We start from the raw sequence: 21285 nt of genomic DNA, 5'->3' as shown, positions 1-21285 counted from the left end.
TAAGTCTAAGTTCAGCGAGTGATATGAGTGTGAATGCGAGTGCAAATGTAATGAAGGCGCCGGCGCATGGCGCCCGCGTGGCGTCGATCGACGTGATGCGCGGCCTGGTGATGATGGTGATGATGCTCGACCACGTGCGCGAGCGGTTCTTCCTGCGCTGGCCGGTGCCCGATCCGATGGACATCGCGACGATCGAACCGGCGCAGTTCTTCGGCCGGTTCGCGGCGCACTTCTGCGCGCCGATCTTCGTGTTCCTCACCGGATTGTCGGCCTGGCTGTACGCGCATCCGGCCAGCGGCCCGCGCTCGGCCACCGGCTTCCTGCTCAAGCGCGGTCTGTTCCTGGTGCTGCTTGAGATTTTCGTCATCAACCTCTCATGGAGCGGACGCTTTCCACCGCCGACCCTTTACCTGCAGGTGATCTGGGCGATCGGCCTGTCGATGATCGCGCTGGCGCTGCTGCATCGCTTGCCGCGCAAGGTGGTGGCGGGGCTGGGATTGATCATCGTGTTCGGACATAACCTGTTGACACCGATCTCGTTCGAGCCGGGGAGCTGGGGCTTCGTCCCCTGGACGATTTTGCACGACCGCGGCTTCCTGGTGGCGGAGGGGGCGATGAAAATCAAGATAAGTTATCCGCTGCTGCCTTGGATCGGCGTGATTTTGCTGGGTTACGCCGCCGGCCCGTGGTACGCCAGGTCGGAACGGCCGGCGCGGCGCCGCAAGACGCTGTTGGTGGCCGGTTGCGTGTCGATGGCGCTGCTGTTGGTGCTGCGCGGGCTGAACATCTATGGCGAAACGCTCGACTGGGTGCCCGGCGAGACGGCGGTACGGACGGTGATGTCGTTCCTGAACGTGACCAAGTATCCGCCATCGCTGGCGTTCCTGCTGATAACGGTGGGCGGCGGGTGCCTGGTGCTGGCGTGGCTGGAAGGGCGCGACAATGGATTTTTGCGCGTGGCCGCCGTGTTTGGCGGCGTACCGATGTTTTACTATCTGCTGCACCTGTTCACGCTGCTGTTGCTGCAGGAAGCGGCGCTGGCGCTGCTCGGTGCCAATTATGGCGGACGCTACGAGTTCGACAACTATTGGGCGGTGTGGGTGATGTCGGCGGCGTTGATACCGCTGATGTACTGGCCGTGCAAGGCGTTCGGCCAATTCAAGCGCCGAACGACGATGGCCTGGGTGAAGTATCTTTAAAGTAGGGCGGATTAGCGTAGCGTAATCGGCCATGCATGCGTCTCGGCGACGCACGCATGGCCGATTACGGCGTTCCGCCTAATCCGCCCTACGTGTCTACACGACGGATCAGGCGGTGCCGGGGTTACGCCGCCAGCGGCAGCTTGGTGATCACCGGCGTTTTGAACTCGAAACGCTTGATCTCGCCCACCATCAGCACGTAGCACAGGATGGCGACGGCGGCGTTGGCGCCGACGAATACCAGCGCGCCGGCGAACGAGCCGGTCTGCTGCAGGATGTAGCCGATCACGATCGGCGTGGTGATGCCCGCCGTGTTGCCGAAGGTGTTGAACAAGGCGCCGCTCAGGCCGCCCGCTTCCTTCGGCGACGTGTCCGCCACCACGGCCCAACCCAGCGCGCCGATCCCTTTGCCGAAGAACGCCAGCGACATCACGGTGATGACCAGCCAGTCGGTTTCAACGTAGTTGCAGATGATCATGGACATCGCCAGCAACAGGCCGCAAACGATAGGCGTCTTGCGCGCCACCGACAGCGAGAAGCCACGCTTGATCAGACGGTCCGAGATCACGCCGCCCAAAACACCGCCGAGGAAGCCGGCCACCGCCGGCAGCGCCGCGACAAAGCCTGCCTTCAAAATCGTCATGTGGCGCTCGGTGACCAGGTAGACCGGGAACCACGTCAGGAAGAAGTAGGTCAGCGTGTTGATGCAGTACTGGCCGATGTAGACGCCCAGCAGCATGCGGTTGCCCAGCAGCTGGCGGATCGCCGAGCCGGTGTCGAGCTTGGTCGTGGCGACCGCTTTGTCCTTGCTTTCCAGGTCGATCAGCGCGCCACCTTCTTTGATATAGGCCAGCTCGGCCGCGTTGATGCGCGGATGGTCCTTCGGGCCGTACACCATCTTGAGCCAGATGAAGGACATCAGGATGCCCAGCCCGCCCATGACGTAGAACACGCTTTCCCAGCCGTGGGTGTGGACCAGCCAGCCCATCAACGGCCCGAACAGCACGGTGGCGAAGTATTGCGCCGAGTTGAAGATGGCGGCGGCCGTGCCGCGCTCGGCGGTCGGGAACCACGAAGAGGCCAACCGGCTGTTGCCAGGGAAGGAGGGCGCCTCGGACGCGCCGACGGCCAACCGCAGGCAGAACAGCGCGGTCAGCGCGGCGGCGCCGGTCAGGAAGCCGACCGTGCCCATCAGCAGGGTGAACAGCGACCACATGAAGATGCTGAAGAAATAGGTGATCTTGGTGCCGAAGCGGTCGAGCAGCCAGCCGCCCGGCAATTGCGCCAGCACATAGGACCAGGCGAAGGCCGAGAACACATAGCCCATCTGCACCGGCGACAGTCCCAGCAGCTTTTTCAGCTCGGGACCGGCGATGGCGATGGTGGCGCGGTCGGCGTAATTGATGGTGGTGACTGCGAACAGTATGGCCAGAATGAGCCAACGTACCCGCGTTGCTGGTGCTTGCTGCGTCATGCGATCTCCTTGCTGATGTTGTGTGCGCAGATAATAGCGCAGATATCAGACATCATACAACCAGATATCTCAAATTCGTATTGCAGTTATACGGATCTGTATCGCCAATCACTAAGTTCAAATAAATCAAGTAGTTAAACGTTTTCCTCGGTTGATTTTAGTTGTACGATGACGTATGGGATGGGGGCAAGGGGCCGGAGGACCCTTGCGGGGCCGGCGTGCCGTTTTGATCTCAGGCGGCGCAGCTGGCCAGCCCCTGGCGGGATCCGAATTGACGTGGGATAGCCACCATGCGACGATGCCGTATGAGCAGCCTGTTTGAATGTAACGTACTCGCGCCGGCCTGGCTGTGCCACCATCGCGATCTTCTGATCTACCTGGTGCCGTCCTTGTTGCTGGCGCTGCTGATCCGCGCCTTGTCGGCGCGGCATCCCTTCTTTTTCCTTTTCACCCTCGCCGGCACCGTCTGCCACGAGCTGGCGCATTTCGTCGCCGCCAAGCTGACCGGCGCCCGTCCAGCCGCTTTCACGGTGATACCGCGCAGGGTCGGACAGGGCTGGGAATTGGGCTCGGTGCGGCTGACGCGCGTGCGCTGGTACAACGCGGCGCCGTCCGCGCTGGCGCCGTTTGTGGTGGTGGTGTTGCCGTTCCTGGTGGCGTGGTGGCGCACCCGCCACGGCCTGCATTTCCAGTGGATCGACGTCGCGCTGGCGTTCGCGGTGGCGCCGCAGTTCCTGGCCTTCTGGCCGTCCAACGTCGACTGGAAAATCTCGCTGCGGTCGTGGCCGTATCTGCCGATCGTCGGCGCCGGCTGGTGGGTGGCCGGCGTCACGGGTCTGACTAGTGGTGCATGGCTGCCGTATTGAGCGGCTTGACCGGCGCGTCCACCACGATCTTGCTGCGCACCTTCTGCGCGTTTTCGATCTCGAGCGTCAGCGGCACGGTGCCGCCTTCCTTCAGTGGCTGCTTCAACTCCAGCAGCATCAGGTGGTAGCCGCCGGGGCTCAGCTTCACCGGTTGGCCGGCCGGCAGGTCCAGCGAAGTGATCTGGCGCATGCGCATCACATCGTCGACCATTTTCATCTCATGCACTTCGACCACGCCGGCGGCCGGCGAGCTCACGCCGACCAGTTTGGCGCCCTGCGTCGAGGTCAGCGTCATGAAGGCGCCGGTGGCTTTTTGCGCGGCGACGGTGGCGCGCACCCACGGTTCGCCGACGGTCACTTGGGCCAGGGCGGGGAGGGCGGCGAGCAGCAGCAGGGAGAGCAGTTTTTTCATTGGAATAGTCCTTTCAGGAAGCTTGTTGGTCGTGCGGGCGCCATCAGTTGACGCAGATCGTCTGCGCATTGCTGGGCGGATTGGTCATGTTTGAAGGCGAGACGGATCTTGCTGTCGGCGTCGAACACGTAGGTGATGGCGGTGTGGTCCATCGAGTACGAGCTGCCACTGGGAACCTTGCGATAGAAAATCTTGAAGTCGGCGGCGGCTTTGGCGGTCTGCGCGAGGTTGCCGCGCACACTGACGAAGGTCGGATCGAAGGCGCGCATGTATTCGGCCAGCAGCGGGCCGGTGTCGCGTTCGGGGTCGACGGTGGCGAAGACGATTTGCAGTTTGTTGCCGTCGGCGCCCAGCAGCCGTTTGATTTCGACGGCGCGCGACAGCGCCGTCGGGCAGACGTCCGGGCATTGCGTAAAGCCGAAGAACAGCATCACGTATTTGCCCTTGAAGTCGCGCAGCGACGCCGGTTTGCCATCGGCGTAAAACAGCTGGTAGTCCGGCCCGATGGCGGCGCCGGTGACGTCGATGCCGTTGTAGGCCGGCGCCGCGATGCTTGGTGCGGCAGTGATCAGTATGGCCGCGAGCGTGGAGATGAAATACCTTCGTTGCATGGATATCCTGTCGGTGATGAAAAGGCGTGCGCACGCTCGGCTCCCAATGGGGGCGGGCGGCGTATCGTGCGCTTCAAGCGAGGGTCAGGACAGCGACGGCGGGCCGCGCGGCTTGGCGCCGGACCAGGCGGCCAGCGGCGAGGGCGACAGATAATCGAGGGACGGATAGGCATCGTGGCCGTCGAGCAGCGCGACCAGCGCCGGAATGGATGGCGGCGGCGCGGCCGGGGTCGCGTGGGTGGCGCAAAATACGCAATGCTTCATGCCGGCGACCGGCATGTCCTGCGTGCGCTTGGCCGGGGTGGCGCTGCATATGTCCAAGGTCAGCGGGTCGCGCAGCAGCGTCGACATCGCCTGGCCGAGCGCCGGCGTCAACAGGTTCAGCAAGATCGCGATGCAGACGATCAGGCTGGTTCGACGCCGGTGTTTGAAGAGGTTACCCATGTGCGAATTATAAGTTAAAACGGACCGGCGCCCATTTACTCGATCTTTTTCACCAGACCCACATAAATGCGCCGCGCGATGAAATGATCGAATCCGGCCTGGCGGAAGGTGCTCGTGTCGGTCGCATAGGCGCGCCTGCTTCCGTCGAAAATGTCGTTGGCATTGACGGTCAGGCTGAGCGTCCTGGTCATCGCGTGCCTCCAGGCCAGGTTGACACTGCTGGTCGCGCCAAACCTGCCGAGCGGGGAGATGCCCGCCGACTGGCCATGCGCATCGAGCGACAGCTTGTCCTGTCCTAAGCTGTATGCGGCCCTCAGGTTGGCATAGCCGGCGATATCGTTCTGGCGCACCAGGCCGGAGAGGTCCGGCGTCTGGAGCATCACACGATAGGCGCCGCCATCCATGCCTAGCTGCAGCTTGGCGTCGGGCGTCCAGGTGATGGAGCCGGTGATGCCGGCCGAGCTGGCCCGCCCGCCGTTCTGCTTCGAGGTAACAATCACATTGTCGGTAAAACTGCGCGCGTCGGTCACCGTGTTACTGCTGGTGCGATAGAAGGCGTTAAGGCTGCCCGTTAATTGCCTGGCGCTCGCATCGGCGCCGATCTCCCAGGAGGTCAGCTGCTGCGGCCTCAGCCCCGGGTTGCCACGACTCAGGTTCTGCGCGTCGACATAGGTGGTGAACGGATTGAGATCGCGCGGATCGGGCATCTGCAGGCTGCGGCGGTAGCTGAGCGTCAGGTCGGCCTTGTCGCTGACGGCATATCGCAGGTGGAGGCTGGGGTTGAACGCCTGCCAATGCCGCGTCCGCGCGCCGCTTTCCGCCGGACGCACGCGAAGCGCCATGCGTTCGGCTCGTCCGCCCAGCAGCGCTTCCCATTTCCCGTGTGTGATCTGGTCGGTCAGATAGGCTGCGGTCACCGTTGTCGTCACGGCGTAGCCGTTGGTGGTGGCGGGATCGGACGTCTCGGCACCTGTGGCGGGATCGATGGATGCCTGATAGTTGTGGATGTTGTCGACCTTGTCCTGGATATCCAGGCCCATGCCCAACTTGCCGTAATCCGATGGGCGGCTCCAGTCGACGGTGGCTTGATCCAGGCGGCGCGTCAGCCTCGTGGCGCCGCGACTGTAGTCGGTGGCGCCCGCCGGCATGACGAACACGTCGCGGTAGGATTTGTCGATCAGGCCCTTCGTATCGCTGTGCTGGAGCATCGCCTTGAGCGCGGTGCCGCCATCCTGGTGGTTGTAGTTCAGGCTGGCTGTGCCGTCGGACTGCTCGTTGGGACCGATGGAGATGCGGTGGAAGATGGTCTCGTCCGCGCCCGTACGATTCTCGTTGAGCACGTCGTACACGGGACGCGAGCGACGCTCGTTATATTTCGTCGACATGCCGAGGCTATCCGTTTCGCTGAGCGTGTAGTCGATGCCCAATGACGCGCTTTGGACGGTGCGCCGGACGAAGACTTGCGACGTCTGGCGTGTCCGCCGGGTGTCGCCGCCCAGGGGATTGTTCCAGTCCACCGTCGATTCACGGATTTTTTCCGTGCCGTCATGGCGCAGCGCCAGGTTGCCGTGCACGCTGAGCTCCTTGTTGGTCACGTCGCCCGACGCGCCGACGTTCCACAGGCCGTGGTCCGCCGCGCTGCCCTGGATCTGCGCGTGGGCGCCGGGCTTGCGGTTGCGCTTCAACACGATATTGAGGATGGCGCCGCCGTTGGCGTTGTAGGCGGCGGAGGGATTGGTGATGACTTCGACGCTGGCGACGTCGGCGCCGCTCATGGTCTGCAGCGCCGCCGCCCGTTCATCGGCCGAGCCGGACATCATCGCCGTCGGCTTGCCGTTGACCAGCACGGTGACCTGCGCGTTGCCCTTGACCGAAATTTGCCCGTCGGACGACACCGATATCTCGGGTGTCGACTGCAAAACATCCTGGGCGGTGCCGTTCGCCGCCCTCGGCATGTTTGAAACGTCGTAGATGGTCTTATCGATTTTTTTGAGGACGGGTGCTTTTTTTGCTGTGACTGTTACCGTCGCGGAAGGGGGCGATGGCTGTTCTTCCTGGGCTTGCGTTGACATTGGTAGCGCGACAAGCATGCAGAGGATGAATCGGATTTGACGCCATAAGGCTTTCAACAGGCTGGGGAGGAGAATCGATTGGCTGGGCATGATCAAGCTTATTTGCGACGAATATGGCAATGATGCGACATGTGTCGCATAACGTCAAGCCATCATTTCCTGCGCTTGCCATTCGCCGATCACTCGCCCTGGCGCGTGTCCTTCCGATAGTCGGAAGGGCTGCTGCCGGTCCAGTGCTTAAAAGCACGGCAGAAACCTGTGGCGTCGGAGAAGCCAAGGTCAAATGCTATCGCCGCCACCCCCGTGTTTGAATTTGTCAGGCGATGAACCGCGATATCGCGTCGCAATCCATCCTTCACCGCCTGAAAGTGGGTTCCTTCCTCCGAAAATCGGCGGTTGAGCGTGCGAACGGACGTGTGCAATGCCTGCGCGAGATCTTGTATCGTCACCGGCTGCGCCAAGTTCTGCTCAAGATACTCGCGTGTTTTGGCCGCGAAGGACGCGCGGTGAAGCGCGCTGAAGGTCCAGTCTTCCGGAGCGCGTTTGAGGAAAGCCCATAGTTCGTGCTTTTCGCGTTTGTACGTCTCGGCGCAATCTTGATACGAGAAATAGATGCTCGTCGTTTCAGCATTGAAGCGCACCTCGCCGGGATACAGGAAGGCATAGTCCTCCACGTGCCTGGGCTTGGCGAAGCTGAACTCGACGCAGTGCAGAGGGATCTCCCTGCCAAGCAACCAGGAGGCGATGCCGTGAATCAGCTTCATCATCAACTCATGCGCGAGCGGCCTGACCTGCGTGCCAGGCGTTCTTTCCACGAGCGCCAGCCGGACAAGATTGTTTTTGGTTGATATCTGTAGCCGGTAGTCATCCAGCAGCAAATTCCAGAAGCGGACAAAGCGATTCAAAGCCACCAGCACGGTTGGCGCGTCCAGAAGGCTGAGCATGAGGTATTTAAGGGTGCCGGTACGGATTGGCCGGGACCACAGACCTAGCATCTCGTCATCGAGTGTCGCCGCCACTGTCTTGTACAGCGCGACGTACTGCTGGCGCGTCAGTCGTGCGTCGGGTTGGCGGAGCAGGGACTCGGGGATGGCGGCACTCGCAAGGACCTGTGCGGCTAGCCCTTCCCCGTGATGGGTGCGGACGAAGCGCAGCATCCCGTGCAGGAAGTGGGCCGAAACAGTGGTCGCGCTTTGCCAGGATAGCTTCATAGTTCTGCCATTATGGCGCATTTTGCATATTCATTGGCGTGATGCGCCATCATTTTCCCCCTTATATCCCTATACTCAGGGATGATTTCAGGAGCGTCCAATGCCCCGGTGGGCGTCGCATGGCGTATTTTGCCAATTGCGCCCGGCCTTCTTCATCTGTCAAAGAGGAGCATGATTTGAATACAAGACGAATTGTCGTGACCGGCATGGGCGTGGTGTCGCCCCTGGGCTGTGGGGTCGAGGCCGTATGGCGCCGCCTGCTGGATGGTCATTCTGGCTTGGTTGCCCTGCCTGATGAGGTCACGGAAGGGATTGCATCCAAGGTCGCCGGCGTTGTGCCGGGCCTGACGCCGGACCGTCCATGGGGATACGACCCGGCGCGCTCCGTGGAGCCCAAGGACCACAAGAAAATGGACCGATTCAGCCTGTTTGCCCTGGCTGCGGCGCAAGAGGCATTGAACCAGGCCAGATGGCAGCCCGATACCGACAGCGAACGCGAAAGAACGGCGACTATCGTGGGCTCGGGCGTGGGTGGATTCGGCGCGATCGTGGAGGCCGTGAGAACGACTGATGGACGTGGGCCAAGGCGGCTCTCTCCGTTCACCGTTCCCAGTTTTCTGGCCAATATGGCGGCCGGACACATTTCCATTCGCCACGGCTTTCGTGGTCCGCTTGGCGCGCCCGTTACCGCATGCGCCGCCAGTGCGCAGGCGATTGGCGACGCGGCGCGCCTGATCCGTGCCGGCGAAGCCGATATTGCCGTGTGCGGTGGCGCCGAGGCCTGCATCGATCGCGTCAGCTTAGGCGCGTTCGCCGCCGCTCGAACGATGTCCACGGGCTTCAACGAATTTCCCGCCCGCGCTTCCCGACCATTCGATATCGAACGGGACGGCTTTGTCATGGGGGAGGGCGCCGGCATGCTGGTGATCGAACAGCTGGAGCATGCGTTGCGTCGCGGCGCCACGCCGATTGCGGAACTACTGGGCTATGGCACCAGCGCCGACGCGTATCACATGACGTCGCCGCCCGATGACGGCGGTGGTGGACGGCGCGCCATGGAACTGGCGATCCGGCAGGCGAACATCGCACCCGAACAGATCGGGCATTTGAACGCGCATGCGACGTCCACGCCGGTCGGCGATGCCAGCGAGCTGGCTGCCATCAAGGCGATATTCGGGGCGGGGCGCGGCCCGGCGGTATCGGCCACCAAGTCCGCGACCGGCCATTTGCTCGGGGCCGCCGGGGGCGTGGAGGCGATCTTCACCGTGCTCGCCCTGCGCGACCAGATGGCGCCTCCCACACTGAATCTGGCGCAGCCCGATCCGGCGGCGGAGGGCATAGATATTGTCACCGCGTCGGCCCGGAAGATAGCGACAGACTACGCCATCTCCAATGGTTTCGGGTTTGGTGGGGTCAATGCCAGTCTGGTGTTCCGCCGGCTTTGATCGTTGTTGTGAGTAGGGCGGCAGAGATCGTGTCCGAATGACAGACTTGACCCCAAGCCTAAGTACCGACGCCCGCCATTGAAAAAGCCGCCACCGTTTTCACGATGGCGGCTTTTTCGCAGAGGCGCGATGAATTACTTCAATACCCTTACTTCAGCGCCAGATATTCGCGCTTGTCGTTACCCAAGGCCGGGGCGCCTTTGTGATTGCCCAGGTTGAAGATGCGCACCACTTGCTCCAGCTCGTGCGCCTGGTCCTGCAGCGCATGCGCGGCGGCGGCCGCTTCTTCCACCAGCGCGGCATTCTGCTGCGTGACCTGGTCCATCTGTGCGATCGCCTCGTGCACTTGGCCGATACCGGCGCGCTGCTCTTCGCTGGCGCTGCTGATCTCGGCCATGATGTCGGTCACGCGGCGCACGCTGTCGACCACTTCCTGCATCGTCGTGCCGGCCTGTTCGACCTGGCGGCTGCCGATGTCGACCTTGCTGACGGAGTCGTCGATCAGCGCCTTGATTTCCTTGGCGGCGGTGGCCGAGCGCTGCGCCAGGCTGCGCACCTCGGAGGCGACGACCGCGAAGCCGCGACCTTGTTCGCCGGCGCGCGCAGCTTCCACGGCCGCGTTCAGCGCCAGGATGTTGGTCTGGAAGGCGATGCCGTCGATGACCGAGATGATGTCGACGATCTTGCGCGACGATTGATTGATCGAGCCCATCGTGTCGACCACCTGCGCGACCACCTCGCCACCCTTGGCGGCGATGCCCGAGGCGGCCAGCGCCATCTGGTTGGCCTGGGCGGCGTTGTCGGCGTTTTGTTTGACGGCGCTGCTGAGCTGCTCCATCGAGGCGGCGGTCTCTTCCAGGCTCGACGCCTGTTCCTCGGTGCGCGACGACAGGTCCAGGTTGCCGCTGGCGATTTCACTCGAGGCGGTGGTGATCTGCTCGGCGCCGGTGCGCACCTGGCCTACCACGTTCGACAGGTTGCTGCTGATGCCGTTGAGGGCGCGCAGCACGAGGCCGATTTCATCCTTGTTGTCGATTTCCAGGTGCACGTCCAGGTCGCCCTGGGCGATGCGGGTGGCCGCTTCCTCGGCGCGGGCCAGCGGACGCGAGACGACCGAGCGCACCAGCAGGAACAGCACGCCGGCGAAGATGACCAGCGCGGTCAGACCGAGCGCGGCGTAGGTGTTGCGCAGGGTCGCGGCCTCGCGGGTGATTTCCTCGGTGTAGGTGCCGCCGACGATGAGCCAGTTCCAATCCTTGAAGGTCTTGAATTCGACCATTTTTTCGCGCGGCTGCTTACCGTCGGCGTCGGGCCAGTCGTAGGTCATGCTGCCTTGTTTGGCGGTGAGCATTTCCTGGATGAACAGGCGGCCGTCGGCGCTCTTGCGCTCGAACAGGTTCTCGCCTTCGCGCGAGCGGTGGATCAGCATCGTGCCCTGGGCCTTGCCCGGCGCTGCGTTCAGCACGTAGATGTAGCCGGTTTCGCCGATGGTGATGGCCTTGATTTTCTCCTTAAGCATATTCATGTTCTTGGAGATGTCGAGGCCGATGAACAGCACGCCGATGACCTTGCCGGCGTCGTCCTTGATCGGGTCGTACTGGGTGATGTATTGCTTGCCGAAAAGAGTGGCCAGGCCGATGTAGCTGTTGCCGGCGCGCAGGGGGGCGTAGCTCAGGTGTGCGTGGTCGAGCTGGGTGCCGACGGCGCGCTCGCCGTTCTCTTTCTTGAGCGACGTGCTCACGCGCACGAACTCCTCGCCATCGGCGGCGAAGATGGTGACGATGACGCCGGTGTCGTTGGTGAACTTGTCGGGAATGCTGAAGTCCAGGTTGAGCGGTTTGCCGTCGTGCAGCAGGGTCGGGGTCGGCTTGCCGGCGATTTCGACCTTGGTGGCCGGATCGAGCGAGAACTTGCCGCCGCCGAAGCCGGCGGCGAACAGACGGGCGAAGCTGGACGCTTCGTTGGTCATCGCATTGTTGAACACCTCGACGGTGTTGCTGATGCCGTTGAGGGAGTTGGCGACGTTGGACTTGGCGCGTTCCTTGAGCATGGCCGAGGTGTTGATATTAATCAGCGTCAGCAGCACCGCGAGGATCACGCTGATCAGCGCGAAAGTGAAAACGGTAATCTTCGTGCCAACGCCCCAGTTACGGGTATTCATAGTAAATGTGCTCATGGATCTCTTCAGAGAAAAAGTCTTGCTATTGGGATGCTCGTAGACGAGCGCGCTCCTGGGAGCGACTGGGTAAGGCGGCTACGAACTACAAGCGCCTCACCAGTGGAGGCGTGCGGGCCCTGCCGAATCATTGCTTGGCGGGCCGGGGAAATAACTGTACTGGACAGGATGATAGCATAATTTTGCTGCATGGCAATATACGTAGTTGCCGCTGCGGTTGATTTTTCGTTTGAAAACAGTAACTTAAATGGAATGTTTTCCACGGCCGCTCCGGTCCGGCGTGGCACGGGGGCATGCGAATTGCTGGACAGAAAACGATTTTCAGTTACTCTTAAGCTTGTACAGGGAAACTCTGGCTTCACGATGCCGTGGCGCGGCTGCTATCCTGTAGAATAAAATCGTGCGGTTTGTTACTGCCGCATGACCGCATTACCGAATTGCGTCACCGATAAATGGATTATTACGTTCCGGAGTAAAGCCGATGAAGAAGCAAATGCTGTTGGTGGCCATGATGTCGGCCCTGTCAGTCCAGGCCGGCGCAGCCGTGCCGGAAAAAGCGGCAGATACCCCACTCAAGCCCCAGGCGGGTCAAACCCAGGCGGCCGTTTGGGCGTCCCGCGTGCTGGGCAAGTTACACTACAAGGCCGTGCCGCTCGACGACGCGATGTCCGAAAAGATTTTCGACCGCTATTTCAAGTCGCTCGACTCCGAAAAGCTGTTCTTCACGCAAGCCGACATCGACCAGTACGCCATCGTGCGCACCCGTCTCGACGACGCCATCAACGGCGAGAACCTCAGCGTCCCGTTCGCCATCTTCAACCTGTACCAGCAGCGCCTGAACGAGCGGATCGCCTATGCGCGCGAGCTGGTCAAGACCGGCAAGTTCGAATTCAATTCCGACGAAAGCTACCAGTACGACCGCGAAAAGGCCGAATGGACCAAGAGCGATGCCGAGGTCAAGGACCTGTGGCGCAAGCGCGTCAAGAACGAATGGCTGCGCCTGAAGCTGGCCGGCAAGGATGACAAGAGCATCCGCGAGACGCTCGACAAGCGCTACGAGAACTACCTGATCCCGTCGCGCAAGCCGACCAACGAGGACGTGTTCCAGATCTTCATGAACGCCTACGCGATGTCGATCGAGCCGCACACCAACTACCTGGGCCCGCGCGCGGCCGAGAACTTCGACATCGCCATGCGCCTGTCGCTCGAGGGCATCGGCTGCGTGTTGCAAAGCCGCGACGACTACACCGTCGTGCGCGAGGTGGTGCCGGGCAGCCCGGCCGGCCTGTCGGGCAAGATCAAGGTCGGCGACAAGATCGTCGCCGTCGCCAAGGACGAGAAAACCCCGCTGACCGAGGTCATGGGCTGGCGCCTCGACGACGTCGTCGCGCTGATTCGCGGTCCGAAGGACTCCACCGTCAAGCTGGAGATCATCCCGGCCGACGCCGGCCCGGACGGCAAGCACGCGTTCGTCTCGCTGGTGCGCCAGAAGATCAGCATGGAAGAGCAGTCGGCCAAGAAGACCATCTACGAGGTCAAGGACGGCAACACCAAGCGCCGCGTCGGCGTGATCGCGCTGCCGACCTTCTACCAGGACTTCGAGGCGCGCCGCAAGAACGAGAAGGACTTCAAGAGCGCCACGCGCGACGTCGCCCGCCTGCTGGCCGAGCTGAAGAAGGATAAGGTCGACAACGTGCTGATCGACCTGCGCAACAACGGCGGCGGCTCGCTCAACGAGGCGGTCGAACTGACCGGCCTGTTCATCGACAAGGGGCCGGTAGTGCAGCAGCGCACCGCCGACAACAAGGTCGAAGTGGAAAGCGACACCAACGCCGGCATGGCGTGGGACGGCCCGATGGGCGTGCTGATCAATCGCGGCTCGGCCTCGGCGTCGGAGATTTTCGCGGCGGCGATCCAGGATTACGGCCGTGGCATCATCATCGGCGAGCCGAGCTTCGGCAAGGGCACGGTGCAAACCCTGTTCGGCCTCGACCGTTTCTCGCAAAGCGAGAAGGTCAAGTACGGCGAGCTGAAGTTCACGGTGGCGCAGTTCTTCCGCATCAACGGCGGCACCACGCAGCTGCGCGGCGTCACGCCGGACATCAAGCTGCCGACGATGTCGGACGCCGATTCCTTCGGCGAATCGAGCTACGACAACGCCTTGCCGTGGACTTCGATCAAGCCGGCGATCTACATTCCGGCCGGTGAGCTGAAGGAAATCGTGCCGATGCTGGATAAAAAGCATGACGCCCGCGTCGCCAAGGACAAGGACTTCCAGTACCTGGCCGAGGACATCGCCCTGGTCAAGAAGCAGCGCAAGGAAAATTCGATCTCGCTGAACGAAGCCGTGCGCCGCAAGGAGCGCGAGCAGCAGGAGGCGCGCGCCAAGCTGCGCGAGGCCCGTCTGCTGGCCAACACGCCGGGTGCCGACGATCCTATCCTGGTGCCCGATCCAAGGGATGCGCTGAACAAGGCGATTTCGGCCAAGCCTGCCAGCGGCAAGACGGCGCCGGTGCCGAAAGTGGCGGCCGTCAAGGGCGCGCTGCGTAGTGACGACGGCCTGCAGGGCGCCGAGCGTTCGCTGGCGGCCGAGCTGGAAGCGGAAAAGGCGGCCAAGGCGGCCAAGGACGTGCTGCTGAACGAGGCGGTGCACATCCTGGCGGACGAGGTGGCTTTGCTGAAAACCGATACGCGCATGGCGTCGCGCGTGCTGCCATACGCCGCCGACTTGAAGTAAACGGGGGCGTATTGCCGCAAGGATACATGTTATGCCTTTGGTGAATATCCAACATTATGAAGATAAATTGGATATATATGGGACCCTAAGGCATCATTCTTCTGTCTCCTCTATTCTCCTCCAAGGAAATAGATTTAGCCCGCTCTCGTAGCGGGCTTTTTTTTGGGCATATAATTGCAAACTCATTAATTGAGGTTTTTATGCAATTTATTATGGCCTCGCTCGGGACCGAGATCGTTATCTCGCTTGGAACGCTTTACCTATTGCTGGGTATGGCTTCGCTGAGCGTCGGCTGGACCCTGCGCGCCAGGCCGCAAAGCCAGCTGCGCCTGCAGGTCAATTCCTGGTGGCTGATCTTTCCCGTGTTGACCGTCAGCCTGCTGCTGCATCCGGCCGGCACCGTCCTGCTGGTGCTCGCCATCGGCGTGCTGGCCCTGCGCGAGCTGACGCCGTTCGGCGGGCCGCGCTTCGCGTCGCTGGCGGCCATCGTACTGGCCGCCGTGATCATGTCGACCTATCTGCAACCGCTGGCCTTCGACGTGCTGATGCCGGCGGCGCTGGCGCTCCAGTTGCTGCTGTATTTGCGGCACCGCGCGCCAGCGATGCTGGCCTGGCTATTGTGGCTGACGCTATGCTACAGCTGTAGTTTCCTGATGCGCTACGATACCTTGCCGCTGGATGCGCGCCAGCGCCTGGCGTGGCTGTTCTATCTGTATGCGCTGACCGCGCTGAACGACGTCGCCCAATTCATCAGCGGCACTGTCTTCGGACGGCACCGTATCGCCCCAGGCATCAGCCCCAACAAGACGTGGCAGGGCCTGGCGGGCGGCGTGGCCGTGACCATGGTGCTGTCCTTGCTGCTGGGACGCTATCTGCATCTGGCCGACGCGCGCCATCTGGCGATGTACGCCGTGCTGCTGTCGGTTGGCGGTTTTTGCGGCGACATGATGTTCTCGGCCGCCAAGCGCGCCTACGGCGTCAAGGATTTTTCGCAACTCATTCCGGGACACGGCGGCATCCTCGACCGCGTGGACAGCCTCGTGGTCACCGCGCCCTTGCTGTATTTCCTGATCACCCACCTTTACGAAAGCACCCCATGAAAGCTGAACGCTCATTGGCATGGAATACAAGCGAGTCCGGCTTCGCCTGCGATGACGGCACCCGGCTGTTCTACCGGACATGGCAACCGGCGTCCCCGCGCCAGGATGGATCGAAGCGGGCGCTGGTCTTTCTGCATCGCGGCCACGAGCATTCCGGCCGCATCCAGCCGCTGGTCGAACAGTTCGGCTTCACGCAGGACTGGGCGTTCGCGTGGGATGCGCGCGGCCACGGCCACTCTCCGGGCGAGCGCGGCGACGCGCCGAGCTTCGAGACCCTGGTTGGCGATTTCGACGGCTTCATCCGCCACATCGTCGCCACCCACGGCATCGTCATCGAGAACATCCTGGTGGTGGCCAACAGCGTCGGCGCGGTGATCGCGGCGACCTGGCTGCACGACTACGCGCCACGGGTGCGCGGCGTCATCATGGCGGCGGCCGCGTTCGAGATCAAATTGTACGTGCCGCTGGCCAAGCCGGCGCTGCGCTTCGCCCGCCGCTTCAAGCCGGAGCTGTTCGTCACAAGTTATATCCGGCCTGGCATGCTGACGCATTCGCCGCAGGAGGCGGCCGCCTATGCCGCCGATCCGCTGATCGCCAAGGCCATCTCGGCCTGCGTGCTGCTCGGCCTGGCAGACACGGCCAAACGCATCGTCGAGGATGCCGCCGCCATCGATACGCCGATATTGATGCTGGCGGCCGGCAAGGATTTCGTCGTGAAGGAGGGGCCGCAGCAGAGCTTTCATGAGCGGCTGAGCTCGCCGCTGAAACGCTATGTGCGCCTGCCGGACGCCTTCCACGCCTTGTTCTACGAACAGGACACCACGGTGGCGCTGGACGAGAGCCGCCGTTTCGTCGACGCCTGTTTCGCGCGCGCGCCGACCCCCGCGTCGTATTATTTGACCGCCGACCGGGACAGCCACAGCGCGCGCCGCTATGCCGCGCTCAAGGCCGGCCAAAGTTGCGGCGCGCTGACCAAGGCCTGGTTCGGGCTGCAACGCGTCATGCTCGGAATGATGGGGCCGGTCAGCGACGGCATGAAGATCGGTTTGCAACATGGTTTCGATTCGGGCGCCTCGCTCGACTACGTCTACCGCAACCAGGAGGGCGGCCGCTTCGTCTTCGGCAAGATCATGGACCGGGGTTACCTGGACGCGGTCGGCTGGCGCGGCATCCGCCAGCGCAAGCGCCAGTTGCAGCGGATGCTGGAGGAGCGCATCGCCGCCCATGGGGGCCACGGGCCGTTGCGCATCCTCGACGTCGCCGCCGGTTCGGGCCGCTACGTGCTGGAGAGCGTGAAGCGCTTCCAGGACAAGAACATCGAAGTCACTTTGCGCGACTTCACCCAGCACAACCTCGACCAGGCGAGGGCGCTGGCGGAGCAGTTGCAACTGAACGCCAGGGTCGACTACCAGTTGCGCGATGCCTTCAGCCCCGACAGCTACAGAGTCGCCGAGGGCCAATACGATATCGTGGTGGTCTCCGGTTTGTACGAGCTGTTCAGCGACAACGCGCCGGTGGCGGCGTCGTTGCAGGGCATCTTCAGCGTTCTGCGCGACGGTGGCTACCTGATCTACACCGGCCAGCCCTGGCATCCGCAACTGGACATGATCGCGCTGACGTTGACCAGCCATCGCGGCACGCCGTGGCAGATGCGGCCGCGTCCGCAAGCGGAGATGGACGGGCTTGTCGCCTCCACCGGCTGCCAAAAGCTGGCCACCAGCATCGGTCTGGAGGGGATCTTTACCGTGTCGTTGGCGCGGAAGCCCGCAGCGCCTGCCGCAGCCGGTTAACCACGGTCCACACCGATAGCACCGCCACCAGCGACGGCACCGCGTGTATCAGCGGCGCGGCGCTGTCGAACCCGATCAACAGACCGAGCAGGCCGAACCAGAAAGCGCGGTCGCTCTTGCCCATCGGACCGTCGAAGCGGCGGGTGGCGCCGACGGCGAGTGCGATCACGCCCGCGAACTCCGCCAGCAAACCGCCGATCACCGCCAGCAGCACCAGCCACGCCGCCACGCCGGCCCCCAGCATGAACGGCAGGTACAGCGCGACATCGGACACCTGGTCGCAGATTTCATTGAGCAAGGTGCCGAGGCGGGTCTTTTGTCCTGTGGCGTTGGCGAGCATGCCGTCGATGGCGTTGAGCGCCATGCGCAGCAGTAGAAATGCGGGCAATCCGATCCACAGCCCGGCGCATTGCGGCTGCCAGGCCAGCGCCGCGCCATAGGCGACCGACAACAGCATCGTCGCCACGGTGATCTGGTTGGGCGAGACGCGCCAGCGCACCAGCGCGCGCATCAGTGGTTGCAGCAGACGCTGGAATTGCGGTTTCAACTGGTAGATCGAAAAACTCATTGCTGACCGTGCTCCTGATAAAGTTGGGCGATTTCGCGGCTGCGCCGGTAACCCATGGCGCAGTGCAGATAGATGGGACGGCCTTCGCGGGCATATCCGGCGATGGCTTCGATAATGTGCCCGGCCGAGTGGATCGTCGGCGTGTCCAGGTCCAGCAGCGGAAAGTGGCGGTAGACATGGTTGCGCAGCGCCGGCGTTTCGCTCAGTTCATTGGCAAGGTCGATGACGACGCAGTCCGCCGGCAATCGCGCGGCCTCGGCGTCGCTCAGGCGGCGGCCCACCCATAGCCCGCCGCCATGGTGGACGAATGGCGTGCGGTGGCGTTCGCGCACCCGCACCAACTGCCAGGTGAGCAGGTAGCCGGCGAGATAGGGCGCGTAAAGCAGCCAGATCCACAGAGGATAGCGGCCGTCGCGCTTGCGCAGGAAGCCGGCGGAACGGGTGTGGTAGGCGCGCGCCACCAGCAGCAGGCTGGCGCACAGGTACAGCCACCACGGGCCGCCGAGCGCTAGCCATGCCAGCAGCGACAGGGCGGCGAGCATGGCGTAGACGAAGCTGACGGGCTTGCGAGCCTCCGCGTCGGTGGAAGGCACCGGCAGCAGGCGGATCGCGAGCACGCCGAGCAGCGCGCCGCCGGCCACATCGAGCACATGGTGCTGATAGCTGAACACGGTACTGACGGCCACCAGCAGCAGCCATCCGGCCAGCGCCGCACGTTGACATGCGGCGCGCGCGACGGTGCGCAGGGCGGGCCAGAAGATGACGCAGTAAGCGACGTGCAATGACGGCAACTGGTTGTACGGCCGGTCCACGAGCGCCAATTGCCCGAACAGCCAGGCGGGCAGGGCGGCGTCGACGGCCGGCCGGGTCAGCTCGAAGCGCAGCGGAAAGGCGGCGAAGATCAGGCAGGCGACGATGGTGGCGAAGGCCACGCGCCGGCTCAGCGCCGACAGTTCGCCGCGTCCGCGCACCAGCAGGAAGCTAAGCGCGAACAGCAAGCCCGAGGTCATGTACGGCACCACCATCCACTGCACAAAGGGCAGGGCCGCTTCCCATCCCATCGCCACACCGCCGAGGCGGGACTGCTGCTGTTTGAGCTGGCCGAGGTAGTTGGTTGCCGGATAGCAGATGCCGAACAGCGCCGCGTTCAGCCCTAGCGGGATCCAGCGTTCGGCCGCCTTCATACCGCCGCGATCGGCCGCTTCGGCGCCGACCAGCGGATCGCGCTCGCGGGTACCGGGGGCTGACTGGCGATACATTGCTGAAGCGTCCTTGTTAATAACTATGTAATTGTGCATTATGTCACGCATGACGCGAGCTGAGCGATACCCAAAATACGAACGCTGCATGGTGCTGGCCGGTGGCGGTTTCCGCTTCGGCTATTACCTCGGCATGCACGCGGCGGCCGTCGATGCCGGGCAGGAACCGGACTTGCTGCTGGCTACTTGCGGCGGCGCCGTCGCCGGCGCGATCATCGCTGGCCTGCCCGACACGGCGTCGCGCAAGGCGTGGCTCGGGTCGCGGCAGATGTACGAGTTCCTCGGCGACATGCGCTCCAGCGATCGCGCCACCCCCGCCCGCGCGCTGCTCGATGTGGCACGCCGGCGTCTGAACGGCGGCCGCGCCGCGCATGTGCCCGATCTGTTCAACGACTATCTGTTTGAGATTCCATCGCAGTTGCCGTTGCCACGGGCGGACGGCGGGAGCGGGCCGGCGCTGGCCATCATCGGCGGCAAACTGCTGTTCGGTCCGGACGAGATCGGACAGCCCCGAAACGGGCGCGCCATCTACAGCGTCACGCTGTTTTGCGACAGCCGCGCTGCCGCGCTGGCCGATGGCCTGCCTTCGTCAATAGGCGCGGACGGCTGGACCGACGCCGTCACCCCGGCTTTGCTGGTCGATACCGAGATGCCGGTGGCCGATGCCGCCCGCATCTCGATTGCGGACATGGTGTACTTCCGTTGCCAGACGGCGCGCGGCGCCGACTACACCGGCGGCGTGATCGATCTGTTCCCGGTCGAGCTGGCGCGCGGTCTGGCGCGGCACGTCACCATGGAAATGAAAGAGGCCTACGACGAGCTGCTGGCGATTCCCGCCCTGCGCTGCGCCTTCGGCTTCGACGGCAACCGGCGGCTGCGCCACGTGCATGCGCAGCCGGTCGATGTGTGGGTGGATACGTCCGACGTCCGGCGCGCCTTGCAGGGCTGCGGCGTGCGCAAGCGGGTGGACTGGCGGCGCAACCGCGTCCGGCTGGTCGCGCCGTCCAGCTACGAGCGCTATGTGGCCGATGTCGACGCGCTGTGGAACTATGGCTACGAGCGCGCGCGGGAGGCATATGCGCTGGCGGCGCAGGGCCGTCGTCCGCCGATGCGCAACAGCACCAGGCTCAACGAGGCTGCGCGATGACGGCCCGGCACGTGATGGTCATCGGCGGCACCAGCGGCATCGGCCTTGGATTGGCGCGGCACTACGCGGGACAGGGCGCGCGCGTGGCCATCTGCGGGCGCCATCCGGACAAGGTCGCAGGCCTGCCGCTGATGCGGGATGGCCGCGTCACCGCGCATGTATGCGATATCGCCGACCGTGCCCGGGTGGCGGCGGTGGTGGCCGATTTCGCGGCCGGCGGCCTGGATCTGTTGATCGTCACCGCCGGACAGTACACCGACGCGGCGGCCATCGCGCGCGATCCCGCAGCCACGTTGCCGGTGTTGCGGGTCAACGTCGGCGGGCTGGATCATGCCTTCAGCGCCGGCGCGGAGGCGATGATGGCGCGCGGCCACGGGCATCTGGTGGCCGTCGCATCGATCGCCGGCTTGCAGCGGGACTATCCGGGCGGCTCCGTCTACAGCGCCAGCAAGCGCGCGGCCATCGCCATCTGCGATGCCTACCGCAAGGCGCTGGCGCCGTTCGCCATCGCCGTGACGGTGATCGTGCCGGGATATGTCGACACCGCCCGCCTGCGCGAATTGAACGGCGGCGATGCCAGCGGCAAGCCTTTCCTGATGCACGAGGACGAGGCCGTCCAACGCATCGCCGCCGCCATCGCCCGGCGCGACCAGCGCTACGTCTTCCCCTGGCAGATGCACGCGCTGGTGCGGCTGTTTAACCTTTTGCCGCTGGCGCTGAAGCGCTTGCGCAAGAAGTGAATGCGCTGTCAAAAGATGCATGAATGCAATAATA

The 21285-nt window shown here is 63.6% G+C and carries 17 protein-coding genes; 8 read left to right on the top strand and 9 right to left on the bottom strand.

The window, feature by feature from the left end:
* The first annotated feature begins 50 nt into the window (after positions 1-50).
* Positions 51-1199 (top strand): DUF1624 domain-containing protein, encoded by a 1149-nt coding sequence (locus MRBLMU1_RS21730; protein WP_363505607.1) that lies wholly within the window; start codon positions 51-53, stop codon positions 1197-1199.
* Positions 1200-1323: 124 nt separating this feature from the next.
* On the opposite strand, the gene MRBLMU1_RS21725 is transcribed toward MRBLMU1_RS21730, so the two are convergent.
* Entirely contained in the window at positions 1324-2673 is a 1350-nt protein-coding gene (locus tag MRBLMU1_RS21725; RefSeq protein WP_363505604.1) for an MFS transporter, read from the bottom strand.
* 305 nt (positions 2674-2978) lie between these two features.
* Here MRBLMU1_RS21725 and MRBLMU1_RS21720 point away from each other — a divergent pair, with 305 nt between their 5' ends.
* Positions 2979-3539 (top strand): hypothetical protein, encoded by a 561-nt coding sequence (locus tag MRBLMU1_RS21720; protein ID WP_363505601.1) that lies wholly within the window; start codon positions 2979-2981, stop codon positions 3537-3539.
* On the opposite strand, the gene MRBLMU1_RS21715 is transcribed toward MRBLMU1_RS21720, so the two are convergent.
* The 5 genes from MRBLMU1_RS21715 to MRBLMU1_RS21695 form a co-directional block, all read right to left on the bottom strand.
* A complete protein-coding gene (locus MRBLMU1_RS21715) occupies positions 3514-3951 on the bottom strand; it encodes a copper chaperone PCu(A)C (RefSeq protein ID WP_363505598.1) in 438 nt (145 codons plus the stop codon). The genes MRBLMU1_RS21720 and MRBLMU1_RS21715 overlap by 26 nt on opposite strands.
* Positions 3948-4562, bottom strand: coding sequence for an SCO family protein (locus MRBLMU1_RS21710; protein WP_363505595.1), 615 nt, complete (start codon positions 4560-4562; stop codon positions 3948-3950). Before MRBLMU1_RS21710 ends, MRBLMU1_RS21715 begins: the two co-directional genes overlap by 4 nt.
* An 84-nt stretch (positions 4563-4646) precedes the next feature.
* Positions 4647-5006, bottom strand: coding sequence for a DUF2946 family protein (locus MRBLMU1_RS21705; protein ID WP_363505592.1), 360 nt, complete (start codon positions 5004-5006; stop codon positions 4647-4649).
* Between the two features lie 35 nt (positions 5007-5041).
* The gene (locus MRBLMU1_RS21700; protein WP_363505589.1) at positions 5042-7078 is read right to left on the bottom strand and encodes a TonB-dependent receptor; all 2037 of its coding nucleotides are present in this window, start codon (positions 7076-7078) and stop codon (positions 5042-5044) included.
* Positions 7079-7257: 179 nt separating this feature from the next.
* Entirely contained in the window at positions 7258-8289 is a 1032-nt protein-coding gene (locus tag MRBLMU1_RS21695) for an AraC family transcriptional regulator (protein WP_363505586.1), read from the bottom strand.
* Between the two features lie 119 nt (positions 8290-8408).
* Here MRBLMU1_RS21695 and fabF point away from each other — a divergent pair, with 119 nt between their 5' ends.
* Positions 8409-9734, top strand: a complete 1326-nt coding sequence (gene fabF / locus MRBLMU1_RS21690; protein ID WP_363505583.1) for a beta-ketoacyl-ACP synthase II — start codon at positions 8409-8411, stop codon at positions 9732-9734.
* Positions 9735-9882: 148 nt separating this feature from the next.
* Here the strand turns inward: fabF and MRBLMU1_RS21685 are convergent, their stop codons facing one another.
* A complete protein-coding gene (locus tag MRBLMU1_RS21685) occupies positions 9883-11910 on the bottom strand; it encodes a methyl-accepting chemotaxis protein (RefSeq protein ID WP_363505580.1) in 2028 nt (675 codons plus the stop codon).
* Positions 11911-12391: 481 nt separating this feature from the next.
* On the opposite strand from MRBLMU1_RS21685, the gene MRBLMU1_RS21680 reads away from it, so the two are divergent.
* The 3 genes from MRBLMU1_RS21680 to MRBLMU1_RS21670 all read left to right on the top strand — a co-directional run bounded on the left by MRBLMU1_RS21680 (position 12392) and on the right by MRBLMU1_RS21670 (position 17537).
* The gene (locus MRBLMU1_RS21680) at positions 12392-14647 is read left to right on the top strand and encodes a carboxy terminal-processing peptidase (protein WP_363505577.1); all 2256 of its coding nucleotides are present in this window, start codon (positions 12392-12394) and stop codon (positions 14645-14647) included.
* Positions 14648-14847: 200 nt separating this feature from the next.
* Positions 14848-15747 (top strand): phosphatidate cytidylyltransferase, encoded by a 900-nt coding sequence (locus tag MRBLMU1_RS21675; RefSeq protein WP_363505574.1) that lies wholly within the window; start codon positions 14848-14850, stop codon positions 15745-15747.
* Complete coding sequence (locus MRBLMU1_RS21670) at positions 15744-17537, top strand: bifunctional alpha/beta hydrolase/class I SAM-dependent methyltransferase (protein WP_363505571.1); 1794 nt, start codon at positions 15744-15746, stop codon at positions 17535-17537. Before MRBLMU1_RS21675 ends, MRBLMU1_RS21670 begins: the two co-directional genes overlap by 4 nt.
* Here the strand turns inward: MRBLMU1_RS21670 and MRBLMU1_RS21665 are convergent.
* Both MRBLMU1_RS21665 and MRBLMU1_RS21660 read right to left on the bottom strand, forming a co-directional pair.
* Positions 17488-18105 (bottom strand): CDP-alcohol phosphatidyltransferase family protein, encoded by a 618-nt coding sequence (locus MRBLMU1_RS21665; protein ID WP_363505568.1) that lies wholly within the window; start codon positions 18103-18105, stop codon positions 17488-17490. The two genes, MRBLMU1_RS21670 and MRBLMU1_RS21665, sit on opposite strands and share 50 nt — an antisense overlap.
* Positions 18102-19364, bottom strand: a complete 1263-nt coding sequence (locus MRBLMU1_RS21660; protein WP_363505565.1) for a phosphatase PAP2 family protein — start codon at positions 19362-19364, stop codon at positions 18102-18104. Before MRBLMU1_RS21660 ends, MRBLMU1_RS21665 begins: the two co-directional genes overlap by 4 nt.
* Positions 19365-19452: 88 nt before the next feature.
* On the opposite strand from MRBLMU1_RS21660, the gene MRBLMU1_RS21655 reads away from it, so the two are divergent.
* Entirely contained in the window at positions 19453-20511 is a 1059-nt protein-coding gene (locus MRBLMU1_RS21655) for a patatin-like phospholipase family protein (RefSeq protein WP_363505562.1), read from the top strand.
* A complete protein-coding gene (locus tag MRBLMU1_RS21650; RefSeq protein ID WP_363505559.1) occupies positions 20508-21251 on the top strand; it encodes an SDR family NAD(P)-dependent oxidoreductase in 744 nt (247 codons plus the stop codon). Before MRBLMU1_RS21655 ends, MRBLMU1_RS21650 begins: the two co-directional genes overlap by 4 nt.
* The last annotated feature ends 34 nt before the right edge of the window (positions 21252-21285 follow it).

Origin of the sequence: Burkholderia sp. LMU1-1-1.1, assembly GCF_040675865.1 — a bacterium.
Taxonomy (GTDB): Bacteria; Pseudomonadota; Gammaproteobacteria; order Burkholderiales; family Burkholderiaceae_D; genus Rugamonas.
Note: the sequence above shows the minus strand (reverse complement) of the source record. Positions and strands in the feature narration are given on the sequence as shown.

Coding starts and splice junctions, on each gene's coding strand:
- MRBLMU1_RS21650 (WP_363505559.1), top strand. CDS start 20,508: ATGACGGCCCGGCACGTGATGGTCATCGGCGGCACCAGCGGCATCGGC.
- MRBLMU1_RS21675 (WP_363505574.1), top strand. CDS start 14,848: ATGCAATTTATTATGGCCTCGCTCGGGACCGAGATCGTTATCTCGCTT.
- MRBLMU1_RS21715 (WP_363505598.1), bottom strand. CDS start 3,951: ATGAAAAAACTGCTCTCCCTGCTGCTGCTCGCCGCCCTCCCCGCCCTG.
- MRBLMU1_RS21730 (WP_363505607.1), top strand. CDS start 51: ATGAAGGCGCCGGCGCATGGCGCCCGCGTGGCGTCGATCGACGTGATG.
- MRBLMU1_RS21705 (WP_363505592.1), bottom strand. CDS start 5,006: ATGGGTAACCTCTTCAAACACCGGCGTCGAACCAGCCTGATCGTCTGC.
- MRBLMU1_RS21695 (WP_363505586.1), bottom strand. CDS start 8,289: ATGAAGCTATCCTGGCAAAGCGCGACCACTGTTTCGGCCCACTTCCTG.
- MRBLMU1_RS21700 (WP_363505589.1), bottom strand. CDS start 7,078: ATGTCAACGCAAGCCCAGGAAGAACAGCCATCGCCCCCTTCCGCGACG.
- MRBLMU1_RS21680 (WP_363505577.1), top strand. CDS start 12,392: ATGAAGAAGCAAATGCTGTTGGTGGCCATGATGTCGGCCCTGTCAGTC.
- MRBLMU1_RS21665 (WP_363505568.1), bottom strand. CDS start 18,105: ATGAGTTTTTCGATCTACCAGTTGAAACCGCAATTCCAGCGTCTGCTG.
- MRBLMU1_RS21655 (WP_363505562.1), top strand. CDS start 19,453: ATGGTGCTGGCCGGTGGCGGTTTCCGCTTCGGCTATTACCTCGGCATG.
- MRBLMU1_RS21720 (WP_363505601.1), top strand. CDS start 2,979: ATGAGCAGCCTGTTTGAATGTAACGTACTCGCGCCGGCCTGGCTGTGC.
- MRBLMU1_RS21685 (WP_363505580.1), bottom strand. CDS start 11,910: ATGAGCACATTTACTATGAATACCCGTAACTGGGGCGTTGGCACGAAG.
- MRBLMU1_RS21670 (WP_363505571.1), top strand. CDS start 15,744: ATGAAAGCTGAACGCTCATTGGCATGGAATACAAGCGAGTCCGGCTTC.
- MRBLMU1_RS21660 (WP_363505565.1), bottom strand. CDS start 19,364: ATGTATCGCCAGTCAGCCCCCGGTACCCGCGAGCGCGATCCGCTGGTC.
- MRBLMU1_RS21710 (WP_363505595.1), bottom strand. CDS start 4,562: ATGCAACGAAGGTATTTCATCTCCACGCTCGCGGCCATACTGATCACT.
- fabF (WP_363505583.1), top strand. CDS start 8,409: ATGGCGTATTTTGCCAATTGCGCCCGGCCTTCTTCATCTGTCAAAGAG.
- MRBLMU1_RS21725 (WP_363505604.1), bottom strand. CDS start 2,673: ATGACGCAGCAAGCACCAGCAACGCGGGTACGTTGGCTCATTCTGGCC.